Here is a 15,085-nt window from a genome sequence, read left to right on the forward strand (position 1 = left end):
TGGACACAGTATTTACAAGAATCCGCGTAAAATCAGTAACGTTTTCGTGTCTCATGCCAGAGATTGAGGTAATTCGCCCCGAAAATGACGGCTGCGCCGATCAGGGTGAAGGCATCTATCGCCTCGCCGTACACCATGAGCCCGATCACGGCGATCAGCGGCAGGCGCAGGAAATCGACCGGCGTGATCACGGTGGCGGGCGCGATGGAAAGCGCGGTGGTGAGGCACACATGCGCCATCAGCCCGGCGCAGCCGATCACGATCAGCCACGGGGCCGATGCGCGTGAGGGCAGGGCGATATCGCCGTCGATCCCGGCGCATATCAGGCCGAAGACAATCTGCGTGAGCGTCATCCAGAAGAGGATGCAGGTCAGCGTCTCGGTGCGCGTGAGGCGCTTGGTGGCGAGGATCGAGCCGGCAAAGCCGATGGCGGCGGCGGCAGCGGCCAGGGTGCCCGCGTTGATCGTGTCGGGCGAGGGGCGCGCGACGATCAGGATGCCGGTGAAGCCGATCACGGCGGCGAGCGCGCGCACGCGGGTCAACCGCTCGCCCAGGATCAGCGGCGAGAGCACCAGTACCCAGAGCGGTGAGGTGAATTCCAGCGCGAAGACCTGCGCCAGCGGGATCATGGTGATGGCGTAGAACCACAGGTTCTGGCCGGTGAAATGGCTGAGGTTGCGGATAAGATGCAGGCCGGGCGAGCGGGTGGTGATGCTGCGGGCATGGCCGGTGAGGCGGGCCACGCAGATCACGAGGACAAAGCCGACGATGCTGCGATACATCATGATCTCGAACGTATCGAGCTCGAAACTGACCGCGCGGCCCGCGACGGCCATCGAGGAGAACGAGACCACCGCGCCCAGCATCCAGAGCCCGGCGCGCAGCACGGCGCGCGGATCGGTGCTTGGCGGGGTGACGGTGAGGGTCATTCCTCGGCCGTTGTGAACTCGCGTGGCATATGGCCGGTGGCCTGCCACCACGCGCTTGCGCGGGTGCGGGTCTGATGGGCGTCAAAGGCGGCGCGGTCTGAGAACCGCTCGGCGATGGTGAAGACGCCCGGTGCGGTCTCGGTCACGTCGAACGCGATGCAGCCCGGCTCGGCGCGGCTGAGGCGGATATGCTCGGGCAGGGCGGTGCGCACCGCTGCCACCTCCTCGGGCGCGCAAGTGAGCGTGCCGGTGAGCCGGATCACTCCCATTCGATGGTGCCCGGCGGTTTCGAGGTGATGTCGTAGGTGACGCGGTTGATGCCCTTGACCTCGTTGATGATGCGGGTCGCAGTCTCTCCGAGGAAATCGTGGTTGAACGGGTAGTAATCCGCGGTCATGCCATCGACGGAGGTCACCGCGCGCAGGGCGCAGGCGAAATCATAGGTGCGCCCGTCGCCCATCACGCCCACGGTACGCACCGGCAGGATGGCGACGAAGGCCTGCCAGATCTCGTCGTAGAGCCCGTGCTTGCGAATCTGGTCGATATAGACCGCGTCGGCCTTGCGCAGGATCTCCAGCTTTTCGCGGGTGATCTCGCCGGGGCAGCGGATGGCGAGGCCGGGGCCGGGGAAGGGGTGGCGGCCGATGAAGCTGGCGGGCAGGCCCAACTCGCGGCCCAATGCGCGGACCTCGTCCTTGAAGAGTTCGCGCAGCGGTTCGACCAGTTTCAGGCCCATCTTTTCGGGCAGGCCGCCGACATTGTGATGCGACTTGATCGTGACCGAGGGGCCGCCCGAGAAGCTGACGCTTTCGATCACGTCGGGGTAGAGCGTGCCCTGGGCGAGGAATTCCGCGCCCTCGATCTCGTTGGCGTGTTTCTGGAACACGTCGATGAACAGGCGCCCGATGATTTTTCTCTTGGTTTCCGGGTCGCTTACGCCGTCAAGCTCACCCAAAAACAGCTCTGATTCATCGGCATGGATCAGCGGAATATTGTAGTGGTCGCGGAACATCGAGACGACTTCGACCGCCTCGTTCTGGCGCAGGAGGCCGTGATCGACGAACACGCAGGTGAGTTGATCGCCGATCGCCTCGTGCAGCAGCACCGCCGCGACCGAGGAATCGACGCCGCCGGAGAGGCCGCAAATGACCGGGCTGTCGCCCACCTGCGCGCGGATCTTGGCAATCGCCTCTTCGCGGTAGGCGCCCATGGTCCAGTCGCCCTTAAACCCCGCGAGTTTCACGAAATTCTCGTAGAGCCGTTTGCCGTCGGGGGTGTGGTGCACCTCGGGGTGAAACTGCACCGCGTAGTAGCGGCGCGCGCGGTCGGCAGTCATTGCGAAAGGCGCGCCCGGAGAGGTGCCCAGAACCTCGAATCCCGGTGCGATTTCAGAGACATGGTCGCCGTGGCTCATCCAAACCTGTGCGCGGCCCGCGTCATCCGCGAACCAGCCCTCGATCAATTCGCTTTGCAGCCCCGAGGGGGTGACATAGGCGCGGCCAAACTCGGCTGTGGCGTGTTCGCCTGCCTCGACCTTGCCGCCCAGATCCTGCATCATGACCTGCTGGCCGTAGCAGATACCCAAGATCGGCACGCCGAGGTCATAGGCGGCCTGCGGCGGGCGCGGGCTGCCGTCGCGGGTCACGCTGTCGGGGCCACCGGAAAAGATGATCGCGCGGGGGGCTATCTCTTTCAGGAGCGCGTCGGTCACGTTCTGATAGGGGTGGATTTCGCAATAGACGTTCAACTCGCGCAGGCGGCGGGCGATCAGCTGCGTCACCTGGCTTCCGAAGTCGATGATCAGGAGGCGGTCATGGGATATCTGGCTCATGCGCTGCCTAGTAGAACGCGCGCCGCATCTGCGCAAGAGAAAGCGGCGCGCGGGGCGGTGTTACCAGCGATAGCTGAGCCCGGTCGCGATCTCGTGCTGCTTCATGCGGATGCGCACGTCTTGCGGGGCGCCGGTCAGTGCCGGGTTGTTGCCCGAGAAGCTGTTGGAGAAGGCGTGCGTGTAGGAAAAGGTGAAGGCCCAGCGGTCGTTGATCCGGTAGGTGCCGCCCGCCGAGAGGTGCCATTGCCGGGTCGCGGGGGCGATGGTGTTGATCACCACGTCGCCGGAATTGCCGATGAACTCGGTCGAGTAGCTGACGCCGCTGCGCAGGGTCAGTTGATCGGATTTGCACCAGATCGCGGCGAGCCGCCAGACATCGACATTCTGCCAGCCGAAGCCGACGCCGTTTGCGCCACCCAGTGGGCCGCCCGGCGGGGCGCTGGAATTGGCGATGGCATCGACGGAACCGAAATAGATGCGCTGATACTAGGCGGTGATGGTCCAGTCGGGGGCGGCGCGGGGGTGTAGGCCGCGCCGAGGGTGAGCATGGCGGGGATGTCGAATTCGCCGCCATCGGCAAAGAGGCCCTTGTAGCGGCTGAATTCGGACATCTGGATCTTGTTTCGATAGGCCGCGCCGAGCGTCCATTCGGGGCTGGCCTCGAAGAGCAGGCCGAGGTTGAGGCCGAAGCCGGTGGACCAGTCATGGCCGCGATTGGTGACATCATTGGGGGCGACCGAGAGGCCGGAAAAGGCCTGTAGCCCTTGCGCCTTGAAGCGTTGCACGGCGAGAATGGGCGAGATGCCGAGGGTCAGGCGGTCGCTGACCTGGCGGGCGTAGTTGACGGTGATGAAGGCCTGTTCGAGGTTGACGCCCACGGGCGAGGACCCGGCCCCGAGACCGGCGAAGAAATTGGTGTCGAACTCGGTGTTCATGCCGCCATTGGCGAAGACGAACAGCCCCAGGGACGAGCGGTCATCCAGCGCCCAGTTGGCCCCGCCGCAGGGGATGACGAAGACGTCGTTGTGGCTCGAATAGGTGCCGGGGGTCAGGGGGCCGCCGGGCTGAATGCGCACGTCGCGATTGGGGGCGAAGGTGGTCAGGCAGAACCCGGCGCTGTTGCCGACCTTGACGCCGGTGGCGGGGTTTTGCGCCATGCCCAGAACGCCCGTTGGCACCGCGACACCGGCACCTGCCATGCCCTTGGATTGTCCGCCATAGCCGTTGGCGAAATAGCCGTTGGTGGCCTGCGCCGGAGCGGCCAGCAGGCTGGCCCCGAGGAGTGCGCAGGTCGCGATGCCGCGCGTGAAAGCCGTGATCATACCCTTGTCCCTTTACGTTTCGAGCGGTGCACCCGCCTCTGTCAGCTTTACATGGCCCGCGCCAGAGTTGGTGGCGTTTTGCGGTGCAACCCGGGCCTTGAGACTCACACATTAGGTTTTTGGAATGTAAAAGTGCGTTCACTTTTGCGTGTGGCCCCGGCGCGGGTGTCGTGGGGTGTGCGGCCGGGTCATGTCGCTTTTACCCCCCATGCGACGGAATCCGCGCCTGTCCCTGCGGCCTGAGACGTTAAAACGACGCAAATGCCTGCCCGACTGCGGGCGAAAAGGCGACTCAGAAACCACGCAATCAAAGGGTGCATCCATGGCAGAAGCAGCAGAGCGCAGCAGACGGTCCCGGGGCGGCGGCGGGGCCGCACGCCGCGCGGAACGCACCGCCGTCAGCGTCGAGACCGCGCGCTATATCGAGCGCAACATTCCGAATTTCGAGATCCTGACCGAAGAGGCGCTCGATATCATCGAGGCCAATGCCGAGACGATTCTCGAAGAGATCGGCGTGAATTTCGTGGAAAACTCCGCCGCGCTGGAGCGCTGGCGCGAGGCCGGGGCAGAGGTGACGGGCGAGCGGGTGCGCCTGCCGCGTGGTCTGGCACGCAAGCTGATGGCGACCGCGCCGTCGCGGATCACGCAGCACGCCCGCAACCCCGAACGCACGGTCGAGATCGGCGGCAAATCCCTTGTGCTGGCCCCGGTTTACGGCCCGCCCTTCGTGCATGACATGGAGAACGGGCGCCGCTACGCGACGATCGAGGATTTCCGGAATTTCGTGAAGCTGGGCTACATGTCCAAGTGGTTGCACCATTCGGGCGGCACCGTGTGCGAGCCGACCGACGTGCCGGTGAACAAGCGCCATCTGGACATGCTGCTGGCGCATATGACGCTGTCGGACAAGCCGTTCATGGGCTCGGTGACGGAACCAAGCCGCGCGCAGGACAGTGTCGACATGTGCGGTATCCTCTTTGGCGAGGAGTTCGTGCAGCAGAACACGGTCATGACCTCGCTGATCAACGTCAACTCGCCGATGACCTTCGATGACGTGATGATGGGATCATTGGAGGTCTACGCGAAGAACAATCAGGCCTGCATCCTGTCGCCCTTCATCGTGGGCGGTGCGATGGCCCCGACGACGGTGGCGGGGACGCTGACTCAGGTTCTGGTCGAGGTGATGGCGGGGATCGCCTATTCGCAGCTGATCCGCCCCGGCGCGCCGATGATCTTTGGGGCGTTCGTGACCTCGATCGACATGAACTCCGGTGCGCCCACTTTTGGCACGCCCGAGGCCGCGCATATCACCTATGGCGCGGGGCAACTGGCGCGGCGTCTGGGGCTGCCCTATCGTTCGGCGGGGTCGTTCAACGGCTCCAAGCTGCCTGATGCGCAGGCCGCCTACGAGACCGCCAACAGCCTTAATGTCGGTCTTCTGGCTGGCGTGAACTTCATGCTGCATTCCTGCGGCTGGATGGAGGGCGGTCTGGTCGCCTCGTTCGAGAAATTCGTGATGGATGCCGATCAGCTGGGCACGCTGCATCACCTGGCAAAAGGCGTCTACATGGACGAGAACGGCCAGGCGATGGACGCGATCCGCGAAGTGGGCCCCGGCGCGCATTACCTGGGCTGCGCGCATACCCAGGCGAATTTCAAGACCGCGTTCTGGCGCTCGGATCTGCTTGACTACAAGCCTTACGAGACGTGGTCGGAAGAGGGCGCGCGCGACACCATGACCCTTGCAAATGCGCGGTACAAGAAGCTGCTGAACGACTATCAGCAGCCCGCGCTCGATCCGGGCATTCACGAGGCGCTTACCGCCTATGTGGCCAAGCGCAAATCAGAAATGCCCGACGCGTTCAGTTGAGCTGACCCGCGCCGCGTCCGCTCAGGCGGGCGCGGTCTGTGGCGCGCGCAGGTGCCGCGCCTCGCCCATCATCGCGATCAGCACATCGACATGGCGCGCCGCGCGGTATCCGGCGGCGCGCGCGGTGCGGTCGCGCTCTTGCGCGGCCTCGATCTCCATCAGCCGGACAAGCGCCTCGGCCGCGCGCGGAAGCGCTGCAGGACCCAGATGACGCGGCAGATGCACCGCGCGGTTATAATCGCAAACCCCGATCCGCGCCGCGCGGATCAGCAGGGGCGTACGGCGCAAGCCATTGAGAGCGCTCAGAACATCCTGCATCACGAAACTCCTTTCGGTTGTGTGAGGCCAGTCCTTGCACGGTTTTGAGCGCCGTTGCCTCTGCGCCCGGTTCTGCGCACGCAGGGCATTGAAATTGTTTACCCTTTGTCAACGAAGGTTGATTTTCTGGAAACAGTTAACGAACCGGTAATCTTTGCACGCCTAAGTTGTGGATAACTCTGTGGATAAGGTGTTTCGATGGGACGGGCACCGCAGATTGGTCAGGATTGGGGGATGGTTATGCGTGATCAGGTGATGAGCAAATCAATGATGCAGACGGTGCCATCATGGGTGCCAGAGGCGGCGTTGCACTATCTTGCCCATATCGAAAGCGGCATGCCGATCCGGGCGCTGGCCCGGCGATCGGGGCGGCACGCCTCGACCGTTCTGCGTCAGATCCGGGCCTTTGAGACACGCCGCGACGATCTATTGGTCGATGAGGCGCTGCGCCGTCTGGGGCAACGCGTAAGTCATGCAAAGAGTGCCGGTTCTCCTGCCACGGAGGCCAACACGATGACAGTTCAGAGCAATCCGGAGACGACCGAAGAGAGCGGCACGCTGAGCAATGCGCGCCTGAAGGCCGAGGCGCAGCGCGTGCTGCGGCGGCTGTGCGAAACCGGCGCGCTGCTGGCGGTGTCGGTGGACATGGACAAGGCGGTGGTGGTGCGCGATGGCGGTTCGGGGCAGCCGTCGCGCACGGCGGTGGTGGATCGCGAGGTGGCCGAGGCGCTCGCCCTCAAGGGCTGGATCGCCTGCGACGATCCGGGCCGGATCGCGCGCTATCATATCACCGGCAAGGGGCGTGCGGCGCTCGGGCGGATGCTGGCCGAGGCCGAGAACGTGGCCAGCGGCCTGCGCAAGCCGCCGGTCATGCTGCGCGGCGAGGACGAAACCGCTCTGCCGCGCCGCCCGCGCTATGGTCTGGCCGAAAGCCCGCTGAGCGCGCTGGCCCGACGCCGCGACCGGGATGGCAGCCGATTTCTGTCGGATGATCTGGTGCGCGCGGGTGAACGGCTGCGCGAGGATTTCGAACTGGCGCAGGTCGGCGCGCGGATCACGCAGAACTGGGACCGCTTTCTGAGCCATGTCGATGACGGCGGCACCGCGCCGGGGCCGCGCGGCTATAATGCCGAGGCCGCGCGTGCCCGGGTCATCGGGGCGCTGCGCGATCTGGGCCCGGGTCTGGGGGATGTGGCGCTGCGCTGCTGCTGCTATCTGCAAGGGCTGGAACGGGCCGAGAAAAAGATGGGCTGGTCGGCGCGGTCGGGCAAGATCGTGCTGCGCATCGCGCTGCAACGCCTCAAGCGGCATTACGAGAGCCTGGGCGAGGCGGGCGGCCTGATCGGCTGAGTCAGCCGCCCACGATCCAGCCCACGCCGAAGGCCACCACGGCGCAGACCGTGCCGACCAGCACGGTCTCGCCGACGCTGCGCCAGAGCCGTTCGCCGCTGGCATGCCAGCGCAGGAGACCCAGCAGTACGAGCGCCACGCCCGTTGCGATGATCGACAGTTGCGTGGTGGCCGCTGTCGCCTCGAACAGAAGGTAGGGCATGAGGGGGACCGCGCCGAAGGTGATGAAGGCAGCGAAGGTAAAGCTGCCGTTGCGCGCCGGGCTTTCGCCGTCGGGATCGCGCAGGCCGGTTTCTTCGGCGAGGATCATCTCGGCCATCACCTGCGGGTGGCGGGTGAAGATCTGCGCCGCATCCGCTGCGTCCTGCGGCGAGAGCCCCTTGGCGCGCAGGATTTCGGCCAGACGCGCGCGCTGGTGGTCGGGGGTCTCAAAGCTGCGGCGACGCTCCTCGGCGCGGCGGGCGCGGTAGAGGTCGTGCTGGGCGCGCAGCGACAGGAATTCGCCGAGGCCCATGCTGACCCCGTCGGCGAAGAGATTGGCGAGGCCGAAGAGCAGCACGGCGATGGCACCGACCTCGGCCACGCCTTCGGCCTGCGCGCCGGCGAATCCGGCGACGATGGCGAAGGTGGTGACGATCCCGTCGGTGCCGCCATAGACGATCTGCTTGAGATATTCCTGAACGCGCCCGAAGCGCGGAGGAGTGGGCGCGGGGGCCTGCCTCGCCATGGGATGCCTCTGCGTGTTGGCGCGTGGGTGCGGTCAGCATAGGCGGGTGCGAGGAGCCTGCAAGGGAAAGCGTGATAGTTTCCACTTGCGTCGAGGCTGGGAAGGCATAACTTTCGCGTATGAATATCACCCTGCGGCAACTCACCTATTTCAAGGCGCTGAGCGAGCAGCGCAATTTTGGCCGGGCGGCGGAGGCGGTGAACATCTCGCAGCCCGCGCTCTCGGTGCAGATCCGCGAGATGGAGGCTGCACTTGGCGCGAAGCTGGTCGAGCGGCGGGCGCGCGACGTGGTTCTGACGCCGTTCGGGCGGCGCATTCTGGACCATGCCGAGCGGGTACTGGGCGAGATGCAGGCGCTTGGCGATGCCGCGCGCTGGCAGGGCGGGTTGGCGGGGCGGCTGTCGCTGGGGATCATTCCGACGATTGCGCCCTATATCCTGCCCGGCGTGCTGGAGGCGCTGCGCAGCGGTGACATCTCGCTGGATGTGCAGGTGCGCGAGGCGCGCACCGAGCAGCTGATCGCCGAGGTGCAGAGCGGACAACTCGATGCCGCGATCATGGCGCTGCCGGTGCCGGGCGAGGGATTGCAGGCGCGAGCCCTCTTCAAGGACCGGTTCCTGCTGGCGGGGAGTGCGGCGCGGCTCGATGCACTGGGGCAGGGGGCGGAGGCGCTGCGGCCGATGTCGCTGACCCATAGCCCGCTCTTGTTGCTGGAGGATGGCCATTGCCTGACCGATCAGGCGCTGGAAGTGTGCGGGCGGGGCCGGGGCCATGCGCAGATCGACATGGGGGCGTCATCGCTGGGTACGCTGTCGCGGCTGGTGGCGGCGGGGTTCGGCCTGACGCTGATGCCGGAACTGGCGGCGGCGACCGAATCGCGCGCGGCACCGGGGATGCAATTGCGCCGCTTTGCGCCACCGGAGCCTTACCGTGAGGTCGCGCTGGTGCGGCGGGCGAGCACGGAGGACGCCAGCTGGTTCGCGGAACTGGCCGATCTTCTGGGCACGGTCGGCGGTGGGCTGATCACGCAGGCGCGCGATGCGGGCGCGGCGGCCCGCGCCACGGGTGACGCGGGCCTTTGACCGTCGGGACACTCACTCACAGGCGATGGTACTCATTACCCGTATTGCATGCGCCGGGATGCGGCCTTGCATCACTGGCACTCACCATCGCCATGTCTTATACTAGGGAGACCTTACCAAATCATTCGCGGGGAAAAATTCGTGCGCGATCTCAAACTGCCCGCCGGGCGCCACCCCGAAAAGGCGCATCGGCCCGACAATGCCCAACCGAAAAAGCCCGGCTGGATTCGCGTCAAGGCGCCGACCAGCAAGGGGTATTTCGAAACCCATAAGATCATGCGTGAGCACAAGCTGGTGACGGTCTGCGAAGAGGCAGGCTGTCCCAATGCGGGCGAATGCTGGGCGCAGGGGCACGCCACGATGATGATCATGGGCGAGATCTGTACCCGGGGCTGCACGTTCTGCAACGTGGCGACCGGCAAGCCGCAGGCGCTCGATGTGTTCGAGCCGGGGCGTGTGGCGGACGGGGTGCAGAAGCTGGGGCTGAACCACGTGGTGATCACCAGCGTCGACCGCGATGATCTCGACGATGGCGGCGCGGAGCATTTCGCCCAGACCATCCGCGCGATCCGGCATCGCACGCCGGGCACCACGATCGAGATCCTGACGCCGGATTTCCTGCATTGCGAGGACAGCGTGCTGGAGACGGTGGTGGCGGCGAAACCGGATGTTTTCAACCACAACCTCGAGACCGTGCCGGGGCTTTATCCATCGGTGCGCCCCGGCGCGCGGTATTTCCACAGCTTGCGGCTGTTGCAGCGGGTGAAGGAGCTGGATCCGACGATGTTCACCAAATCGGGGATCATGGTCGGGCTGGGCGAGGATCGCCAGTCGGTGCATCAGGTGATGGATGACATGCGCGCGGCGGATGTGGATTTCCTGACCATCGGGCAATATCTGCAGCCGACGCCCAAGCATCACGCGCTGGATCGGTTCGTGCATCCGGACGAATTCGCGGCCTATGAAAAGGCGGCTTATGGCAAGGGGTTCCTGATGGTGTCGGCCACGCCGCTGACGCGGTCAAGCTATCACGCGGGCGATGATTTCGCGCGGTTGCAGGCGGCGCGCAACGCCAAGCTGGCGTAAGCGGGGCCGGGGCCGGAGGGGGCGCTGCCCCCGTCGCCTGACGGCGACTCCCCCGGAATATTTCTGGCAAGATGAAGCGGATGCAAAAAGGGCCGGTCGTGGTGACCGGCCCTTTTGGTGTCGCATTGTCTGGGTTCAGCGGCCCCAGGTGCGGACCGGGCCGCAATCCATGTGGACGAAGTTGGAGCCGGAATACCTGCCAACACCGCCGCCGCCGCAGGCCACGCCCGCGCGGTAGATCTGGCTGACCGAGCGGCTGCCGAGACGCAGATCGGCGGCCTCGCCGATGAGGTGGCGGGAATTTTTGGCGACACCGCGCGAGCGCGAGCGCAGCATGGCGTTGGTCTTGGCGCTGCGATAGCCGCTGAGCAGGGTATAAGGCTCGCTCGCGTCCAGAAGGTTATGGCTGGCGGCCATGATGTCGATCGTGCGGGTGTCGATGGTTTTCACGTCATTCGTGCGCCAGTCGCGCATGAAAAGCGAGATTTCATTGAGCGCCTCGCGGATATAATTGCCCTCGATCCAGTAGATCGTGTCGAGCCGTTCACCGGTGCGGGGCGAGACCATGCGCAATCGTCGGATGTCGCCGGCGCCGCGCAGGAAGCCTGCAGCCTGGCCGAATGTCGGTGCTGCGGTGAGTGCCGTGGCCGCGAATGCGGTGAGTATCCCACGGCGAGAGATGCCAGTCGAGCTGAATTCTGTCATAGTTTCAAGCGCCTGTCCCGTCGCCTACCTGCGGCCGCTGTCCCGCGACCTTTGATTTCATCCCCGGATGCCCGAGTTGTATGACATAACGAGAATCATCAACCAAGCCCTGATTTGACGCATCGCGTGAGTAGCAAGCAATTTCGGCAGAATTTCGCGCATAATTTCCGGTTTGTGGCCAGATTGCGCGAACCCTGCCGTGATCCCGTCACGCACGCGCGGTTCTCCCCAGATGTGACAGGAAAAGATTAGGAAAAAATTGAGAGCGGTGCGGTTTGTTGCTTATATGAGGGGAACAGGAAACGCGATTTCGGGGATTTACATGATGTTGGCAGTGTTTCGCCGCGCCTTTGGCGTTCTGACGGTGGTTTCGCTTTTGGCGGCGGGGCTTGTCTGGTCCGGGCCGGCTCGGGCCGATGTGCAAAGCACGGCCTTTCGCCAGGCGGTGGCGGAGGCGGCGGCGCCTGATCGCGATCTCGCGGAATTCTACCGCGAGACCGAGTATCGCCCGGTCTGGACCGACGAGGGGAGCACGGCGCAGGCGCGGCGTCAGGCGCTGGTTCAGGCGCTGTCGCAGGCCGGGATGCACGGTCTGCCCGAGGCGCGCTATGATCTGGATGGCTTGATGGCGCGGATGGGGGCGGCGCGCTCGCTGCGCGATCTGGGCCTGATCGAGGTGGCGCTGAGCCGGGCCTATCTGGCTTATGCGCGGGATGTGCAATCGGGGGTGCTGGAGCCGGGCCGGGTGGTCTACGAGATCAAGCGCGAGGTGAATGACAGCCCGGCGACGGTGTTGCTGGGGGATCTCGTCCGGGCCGATGCGCCGCGACAGGCGCTGCGCGCGCTGCCGCCGCGCACCAATGAATATGCGCGCCTGATGAAGGAGAAGATGCGTCTTGAGCATCTGATCCGCGAAGGCGGCTGGGGGCCTGCAGTGCCGTCGCAGAAACTGGAGCCGGGGCAGGGCGGGCAGGCGGTGATCGCGCTGCGCAACCGGCTGGTGGCGATGGGCTATCTGCGGCGCAGTGCCAGCACGCTTTATGATGGCGCGATCCAGAGTGCCGTGCAGGAATTTCAGCGCGATCACGGGCTGCAGACGGATGGCATTGCCGGGCCCTCGACGTTGGCCGCGCTCAACCAAAGCGCCACTGAGCGGTTGCAATCGGTGATCGTCGCGATGGAGCGCGAACGCTGGCTGGCGCGGGATCGCGGGACGCGGCATGTGCTGGTGAACCTTACGGATTTCAGCGCGCGCATTCTCGACAATGACAGCCTGACGTTTCAGACCCGCGCGGTGATCGGGAAGAATGTCGGCGACCGGCGCAGCCCGGAATTTTCCGACGAGATGGAGCATCTGGTCATCAATCCGACATGGCATGTGCCGCGCTCGATCGCCGTCAAGGAATACCTGCCGCAGATGAAGCGCAATCCCAATGCCGCCGGGCATCTCAAGCTCTATAACCGGAACGGGCGCGAGGTGCCGCGTGGGGCGGTCAATTTCGGGGCCTATAATGCGCGCAACTTCCCCTTCGCGATCAAGCAGCCGCCGTCGTCGCGCAATGCGCTCGGGCTGGTGAAGTTCATGTTCCCCAATAAGTACAACATCTACCTGCATGACACGCCGCAAAAGGCGCTGTTCGAGCGCGAAAAGCGGGATTTCAGCCATGGCTGCATCCGTCTGCAACAGCCCTTTGATTTCGCCTATGAGATCCTGTCGCCGCAGGAGGCCGACCCCAGGGCGTATTTCCATTCGGTGCTGGGCACCGGGCGCGAGACCTATGTGCAACTCGAGCAGCATGTGCCGGTGCATATCATCTATCGCACCGCCTTCACGCAGGCGCAGGGCCGGGTGCAATACCGCGATGACGTCTACCAGCGGGACGCGGCGATCTGGGAGGCGCTGCGCAAGGCGGGGGTTTCACTGGCGACGGTTCAGAGCTAAACACCTCTTCGACGAGAGAGGTGGTGCATGGGCTTCGACATGGATCAAGTGGCCCGCGCGCGGGGCGCAGAGGCCGTCGTCGCGCGGCGTAACGCCGGGTCGGGCGTTGGCGGCTGCGGGTCAATCCACGTCGCGCCCGGTCTACCGATATTCAATCAGGGGGGCGCGGGGCCGGATCGGCGGTTCGCGGGGGCTGCGGGCGGTCAGGGCGGTCAAGGGACTGCGACGTCTCATGAGATTGTTTGACGATGTGGCCAAGTTTAAGAAAACTGTTACAGAACTGACGCACAAGACCTGAAACCCGCCCAGCCCGGGCCGTATTGGAAAGACCCTACCCATGAGCAGCATTCAGGACCGTGTCATCCGCATCATCGCCGAGCAGGCGGTGCTGGAACCTTCAGACGTCACTCTCGACAGCACGCTGGAAGATCTGGGCATCGACAGCCTCGGGCTGGTCGAGAGCATCTTTGCCATCGAGGAAGCGTTCGACATTTCGGTGCCGTTCAACGCGAACGAGCCGTCGGAGAGCGATTTCGACATTTCCTCGGTGCGGACCATCGTGGCGGGGATCGAGCGGCTGATCGCGGAGCAATCGTGAAGCGCGTCGTCATTACCGGGGCAGGCACGATCAATGCGCTCGGCCATGATGTGCCTGCCACGATGGAGGCGATGCGCGAGGGCCGCTGCGGTATCGGTGAGCTGGAGTTTCGCGATGTTGAGCGGCTTTCGATCCGGATCGGCGCGCAGGTCCGGGACTATGATCCCGAGGCACAGTTCAACCGTCAGCAACTGGCGCTCTTCGACCGGTTCACGCAGTTCACGCTGATCGCCGCGCGGCAGGCGATGGCGCAGGCGGGGCTGGAATTCACCGGTGAGCTGGCGGCGCGGGCGGGGGTGATCCTCGGCAATTCGGGCGGCGGCATGACGACGCTCGATGAGAATTACCGCTCGGTCTACGAGGAGGGCAAGAACCGGGTGCATCCCTTCGTGGTGCCCAAGCTGATGAACAACGCCGCCGCGTCGCACCTGTCGATGGAATATAACCTCAAGGGGCCGTCCTTTACGGTCTCGACTGCCTGCGCGTCGTCCAACCATGCGATGGCGCAGGCGTTTCAGATGGTGCATGGCGGGATCACACCGGTGATGGTGACGGGGGGATCCGAGTCGATGCTGTGCTTTGGCGGGGTCAAGGCGTGGGAGGGCCTGCGCGTGATGAGCCGCGACGCCTGTCGCCCGTTTTCGGCCAATCGCAACGGTATGGTGCAGGGCGAGGGGGCGGCGATCTTCGTCTTCGAGGAGTTGGAGCATGCCCGCAAGCGCGGTGCCGAGATATTGGCCGAGGTGGCGGGGTTCGCGATGACCTCGGATGCGTCCGACATCGTGATGCCGTCGAAACAGGGGGCGGCGCGGGCCATTCAGGGGGCGCTGCGCGATGCCCGGGTCAACCGCGAGGATGTGGGCTATATCAACGCCCATGGCACCGGCACCGCCGCCAATGACAAGACCGAAAGTGCGGCTGTGGCGGATGTGTTTGGGGCGCATGCCGACACGCTGATGATTTCGTCCACGAAGTCGATGCATGCGCATCTGATTGGCGGCACCGGGGCGGTGGAATTGCTGGCCTGTATCATGGCGCTGCGCGACGGGGTCATCGCGCCCACCATCGGCTATGAGGAGCCGGACCCGGAATGCGCGCTCGACGTGGTGCCCAACGTGGCGCGCGAGGCACATGTCGATGTGGCGCTGAGCAATGCCTTTGCCTTTGGCGGGCTGAATGCGGTGCTGGCGCTTAGGCGGTTCGGGTAGGGGGAATTTTGGCCTGTTGCTGCCGTTGACCGCTTCACTCATGCGCGGAATCAAGGCCGAAGGCCGCCGCGCATCGCCGGGCCGCCCCCCGGCACGGCGATTTGGCTGCAACCTGCT

At 65.0% G+C, this 15,085-nt stretch carries 16 protein-coding genes; 7 read left to right on the forward strand and 9 right to left on the reverse strand.

Translation table 11 applies throughout. The features are described from left to right. Positions 1 to 32 precede the first annotated feature (32 nt). The 5 genes from BMX04_RS01180 to BMX04_RS01195 are packed head-to-tail and all read right to left on the reverse strand — an operon-like array spanning position 33 to position 4,082. Positions 33 to 929, reverse strand: coding sequence for a DMT family transporter (locus BMX04_RS01180; protein WP_074784510.1), 897 nt, complete (start codon positions 927 to 929; stop codon positions 33 to 35). Next, positions 926 to 1,198, reverse strand: coding sequence for a putative quinol monooxygenase (locus BMX04_RS01185; protein ID WP_074784513.1), 273 nt, complete (start codon positions 1,196 to 1,198; stop codon positions 926 to 928). The genes BMX04_RS01180 and BMX04_RS01185 overlap by 4 nt, the downstream gene beginning before the upstream one ends. Continuing rightward, positions 1,189 to 2,760, reverse strand: a complete 1,572-nt coding sequence (guaA, locus tag BMX04_RS01190; RefSeq protein ID WP_074784516.1) for a glutamine-hydrolyzing GMP synthase — start codon at positions 2,758 to 2,760, stop codon at positions 1,189 to 1,191. Before guaA ends, BMX04_RS01185 begins: the two co-directional genes overlap by 10 nt. Positions 2,761 to 2,820: 60 nt before the next feature. Continuing rightward, the gene (locus BMX04_RS19285; protein ID WP_083398040.1) at positions 2,821 to 3,039 is read right to left on the reverse strand and encodes a hypothetical protein; all 219 of its coding nucleotides are present in this window, start codon (positions 3,037 to 3,039) and stop codon (positions 2,821 to 2,823) included. A gap of 53 nt (positions 3,040 to 3,092) precedes the next feature. Then, positions 3,093 to 4,082 (reverse strand): OmpP1/FadL family transporter, encoded by a 990-nt coding sequence (locus tag BMX04_RS01195; protein WP_083398041.1) that lies wholly within the window; start codon positions 4,080 to 4,082, stop codon positions 3,093 to 3,095. A gap of 322 nt (positions 4,083 to 4,404) precedes the next feature. On the opposite strand from BMX04_RS01195, the gene BMX04_RS01200 reads away from it, so the two are divergent. Further along, positions 4,405 to 5,952: a trimethylamine methyltransferase family protein gene (locus tag BMX04_RS01200; protein ID WP_074784519.1), complete on the forward strand. Its 1,548-nt coding sequence runs from the start codon at positions 4,405 to 4,407 to the stop codon at positions 5,950 to 5,952. Positions 5,953 to 5,973: 21 nt separating this feature from the next. Here the strand turns inward: BMX04_RS01200 and BMX04_RS01205 are convergent, their stop codons facing one another. After that, the gene (locus tag BMX04_RS01205; RefSeq protein WP_074784522.1) at positions 5,974 to 6,270 is read right to left on the reverse strand and encodes a DUF6477 family protein; all 297 of its coding nucleotides are present in this window, start codon (positions 6,268 to 6,270) and stop codon (positions 5,974 to 5,976) included. 234 nt (positions 6,271 to 6,504) lie between these two features. Here BMX04_RS01205 and BMX04_RS01210 point away from each other — a divergent pair, with 234 nt between their 5' ends. Continuing rightward, positions 6,505 to 7,620 carry a DUF6456 domain-containing protein gene (locus BMX04_RS01210; RefSeq protein ID WP_244888445.1) on the forward strand — a complete coding sequence of 372 codons (1,116 nt, stop codon included), beginning with the start codon at positions 6,505 to 6,507 and terminating at the stop codon, positions 7,618 to 7,620. A 1-nt stretch (position 7,621) separates the two neighbouring features. On the opposite strand, the gene BMX04_RS01215 is transcribed toward BMX04_RS01210, so the two are convergent. Next, a complete protein-coding gene (locus BMX04_RS01215) occupies positions 7,622 to 8,347 on the reverse strand; it encodes a VIT1/CCC1 transporter family protein (protein WP_074784524.1) in 726 nt (241 codons plus the stop codon). Between the two features lie 119 nt (positions 8,348 to 8,466). Here BMX04_RS01215 and BMX04_RS01220 point away from each other — a divergent pair, with 119 nt between their 5' ends. Both BMX04_RS01220 and lipA read left to right on the forward strand, forming a co-directional pair. Next, positions 8,467 to 9,429: a hydrogen peroxide-inducible genes activator gene (locus tag BMX04_RS01220; protein ID WP_050661756.1), complete on the forward strand. Its 963-nt coding sequence runs from the start codon at positions 8,467 to 8,469 to the stop codon at positions 9,427 to 9,429. Between the two features lie 141 nt (positions 9,430 to 9,570). Next, a complete protein-coding gene (lipA, locus tag BMX04_RS01225) occupies positions 9,571 to 10,515 on the forward strand; it encodes a lipoyl synthase (RefSeq protein WP_074784526.1) in 945 nt (314 codons plus the stop codon). 135 nt (positions 10,516 to 10,650) lie between these two features. Here the strand turns inward: lipA and mepK are convergent, their stop codons facing one another. Next, complete coding sequence (gene mepK, locus BMX04_RS01230; RefSeq protein ID WP_074784528.1) at positions 10,651 to 11,220, reverse strand: peptidoglycan L,D-endopeptidase MepK; 570 nt, start codon at positions 11,218 to 11,220, stop codon at positions 10,651 to 10,653. 57 nt (positions 11,221 to 11,277) lie between these two features. Next, entirely contained in the window at positions 11,278 to 11,436 is a 159-nt protein-coding gene (locus tag BMX04_RS19290) for a hypothetical protein (protein WP_175477307.1), read from the reverse strand. 70 nt (positions 11,437 to 11,506) lie between these two features. On the opposite strand from BMX04_RS19290, the gene BMX04_RS01235 reads away from it, so the two are divergent. From BMX04_RS01235 to BMX04_RS01250, 3 genes are all read left to right on the forward strand, one after another. Then, positions 11,507 to 13,162 (forward strand): L,D-transpeptidase family protein, encoded by a 1,656-nt coding sequence (locus BMX04_RS01235; protein WP_244888446.1) that lies wholly within the window; start codon positions 11,507 to 11,509, stop codon positions 13,160 to 13,162. Positions 13,163 to 13,499: 337 nt separating this feature from the next. Beyond that, the gene (locus BMX04_RS01245; protein WP_050661752.1) at positions 13,500 to 13,760 is read left to right on the forward strand and encodes an acyl carrier protein; all 261 of its coding nucleotides are present in this window, start codon (positions 13,500 to 13,502) and stop codon (positions 13,758 to 13,760) included. After that, positions 13,757 to 14,968: a beta-ketoacyl-[acyl-carrier-protein] synthase family protein gene (locus tag BMX04_RS01250; protein ID WP_074784531.1), complete on the forward strand. Its 1,212-nt coding sequence runs from the start codon at positions 13,757 to 13,759 to the stop codon at positions 14,966 to 14,968. The genes BMX04_RS01245 and BMX04_RS01250 overlap by 4 nt, the downstream gene beginning before the upstream one ends. Positions 14,969 to 15,085: the final 117 nt, after the last annotated feature.

Origin of the sequence: Roseovarius tolerans, assembly GCF_900109855.1 — a bacterium.
Classification (GTDB): domain Bacteria; phylum Pseudomonadota; class Alphaproteobacteria; order Rhodobacterales; family Rhodobacteraceae; genus Roseovarius; species Roseovarius tolerans.

Coding starts and splice junctions, on each gene's coding strand:
- BMX04_RS01180 (WP_074784510.1), bottom strand. CDS start 929: ATGACCCTCACCGTCACCCCGCCAAGCACCGATCCGCGCGCCGTGCTG.
- BMX04_RS01215 (WP_074784524.1), bottom strand. CDS start 8,347: ATGGCGAGGCAGGCCCCCGCGCCCACTCCTCCGCGCTTCGGGCGCGTT.
- BMX04_RS01200 (WP_074784519.1), top strand. CDS start 4,405: ATGGCAGAAGCAGCAGAGCGCAGCAGACGGTCCCGGGGCGGCGGCGGG.
- BMX04_RS01205 (WP_074784522.1), bottom strand. CDS start 6,270: ATGCAGGATGTTCTGAGCGCTCTCAATGGCTTGCGCCGTACGCCCCTG.
- BMX04_RS01220 (WP_050661756.1), top strand. CDS start 8,467: ATGAATATCACCCTGCGGCAACTCACCTATTTCAAGGCGCTGAGCGAG.
- BMX04_RS01185 (WP_074784513.1), bottom strand. CDS start 1,198: ATGGGAGTGATCCGGCTCACCGGCACGCTCACTTGCGCGCCCGAGGAG.
- BMX04_RS01210 (WP_244888445.1), top strand. CDS start 6,505: ATGGTTATGCGTGATCAGGTGATGAGCAAATCAATGATGCAGACGGTG.
- BMX04_RS01235 (WP_244888446.1), top strand. CDS start 11,507: ATGAGGGGAACAGGAAACGCGATTTCGGGGATTTACATGATGTTGGCA.
- BMX04_RS01195 (WP_083398041.1), bottom strand. CDS start 4,082: ATGATCACGGCTTTCACGCGCGGCATCGCGACCTGCGCACTCCTCGGG.
- guaA (WP_074784516.1), bottom strand. CDS start 2,760: ATGAGCCAGATATCCCATGACCGCCTCCTGATCATCGACTTCGGAAGC.
- mepK (WP_074784528.1), bottom strand. CDS start 11,220: ATGACAGAATTCAGCTCGACTGGCATCTCTCGCCGTGGGATACTCACC.
- BMX04_RS01245 (WP_050661752.1), top strand. CDS start 13,500: ATGAGCAGCATTCAGGACCGTGTCATCCGCATCATCGCCGAGCAGGCG.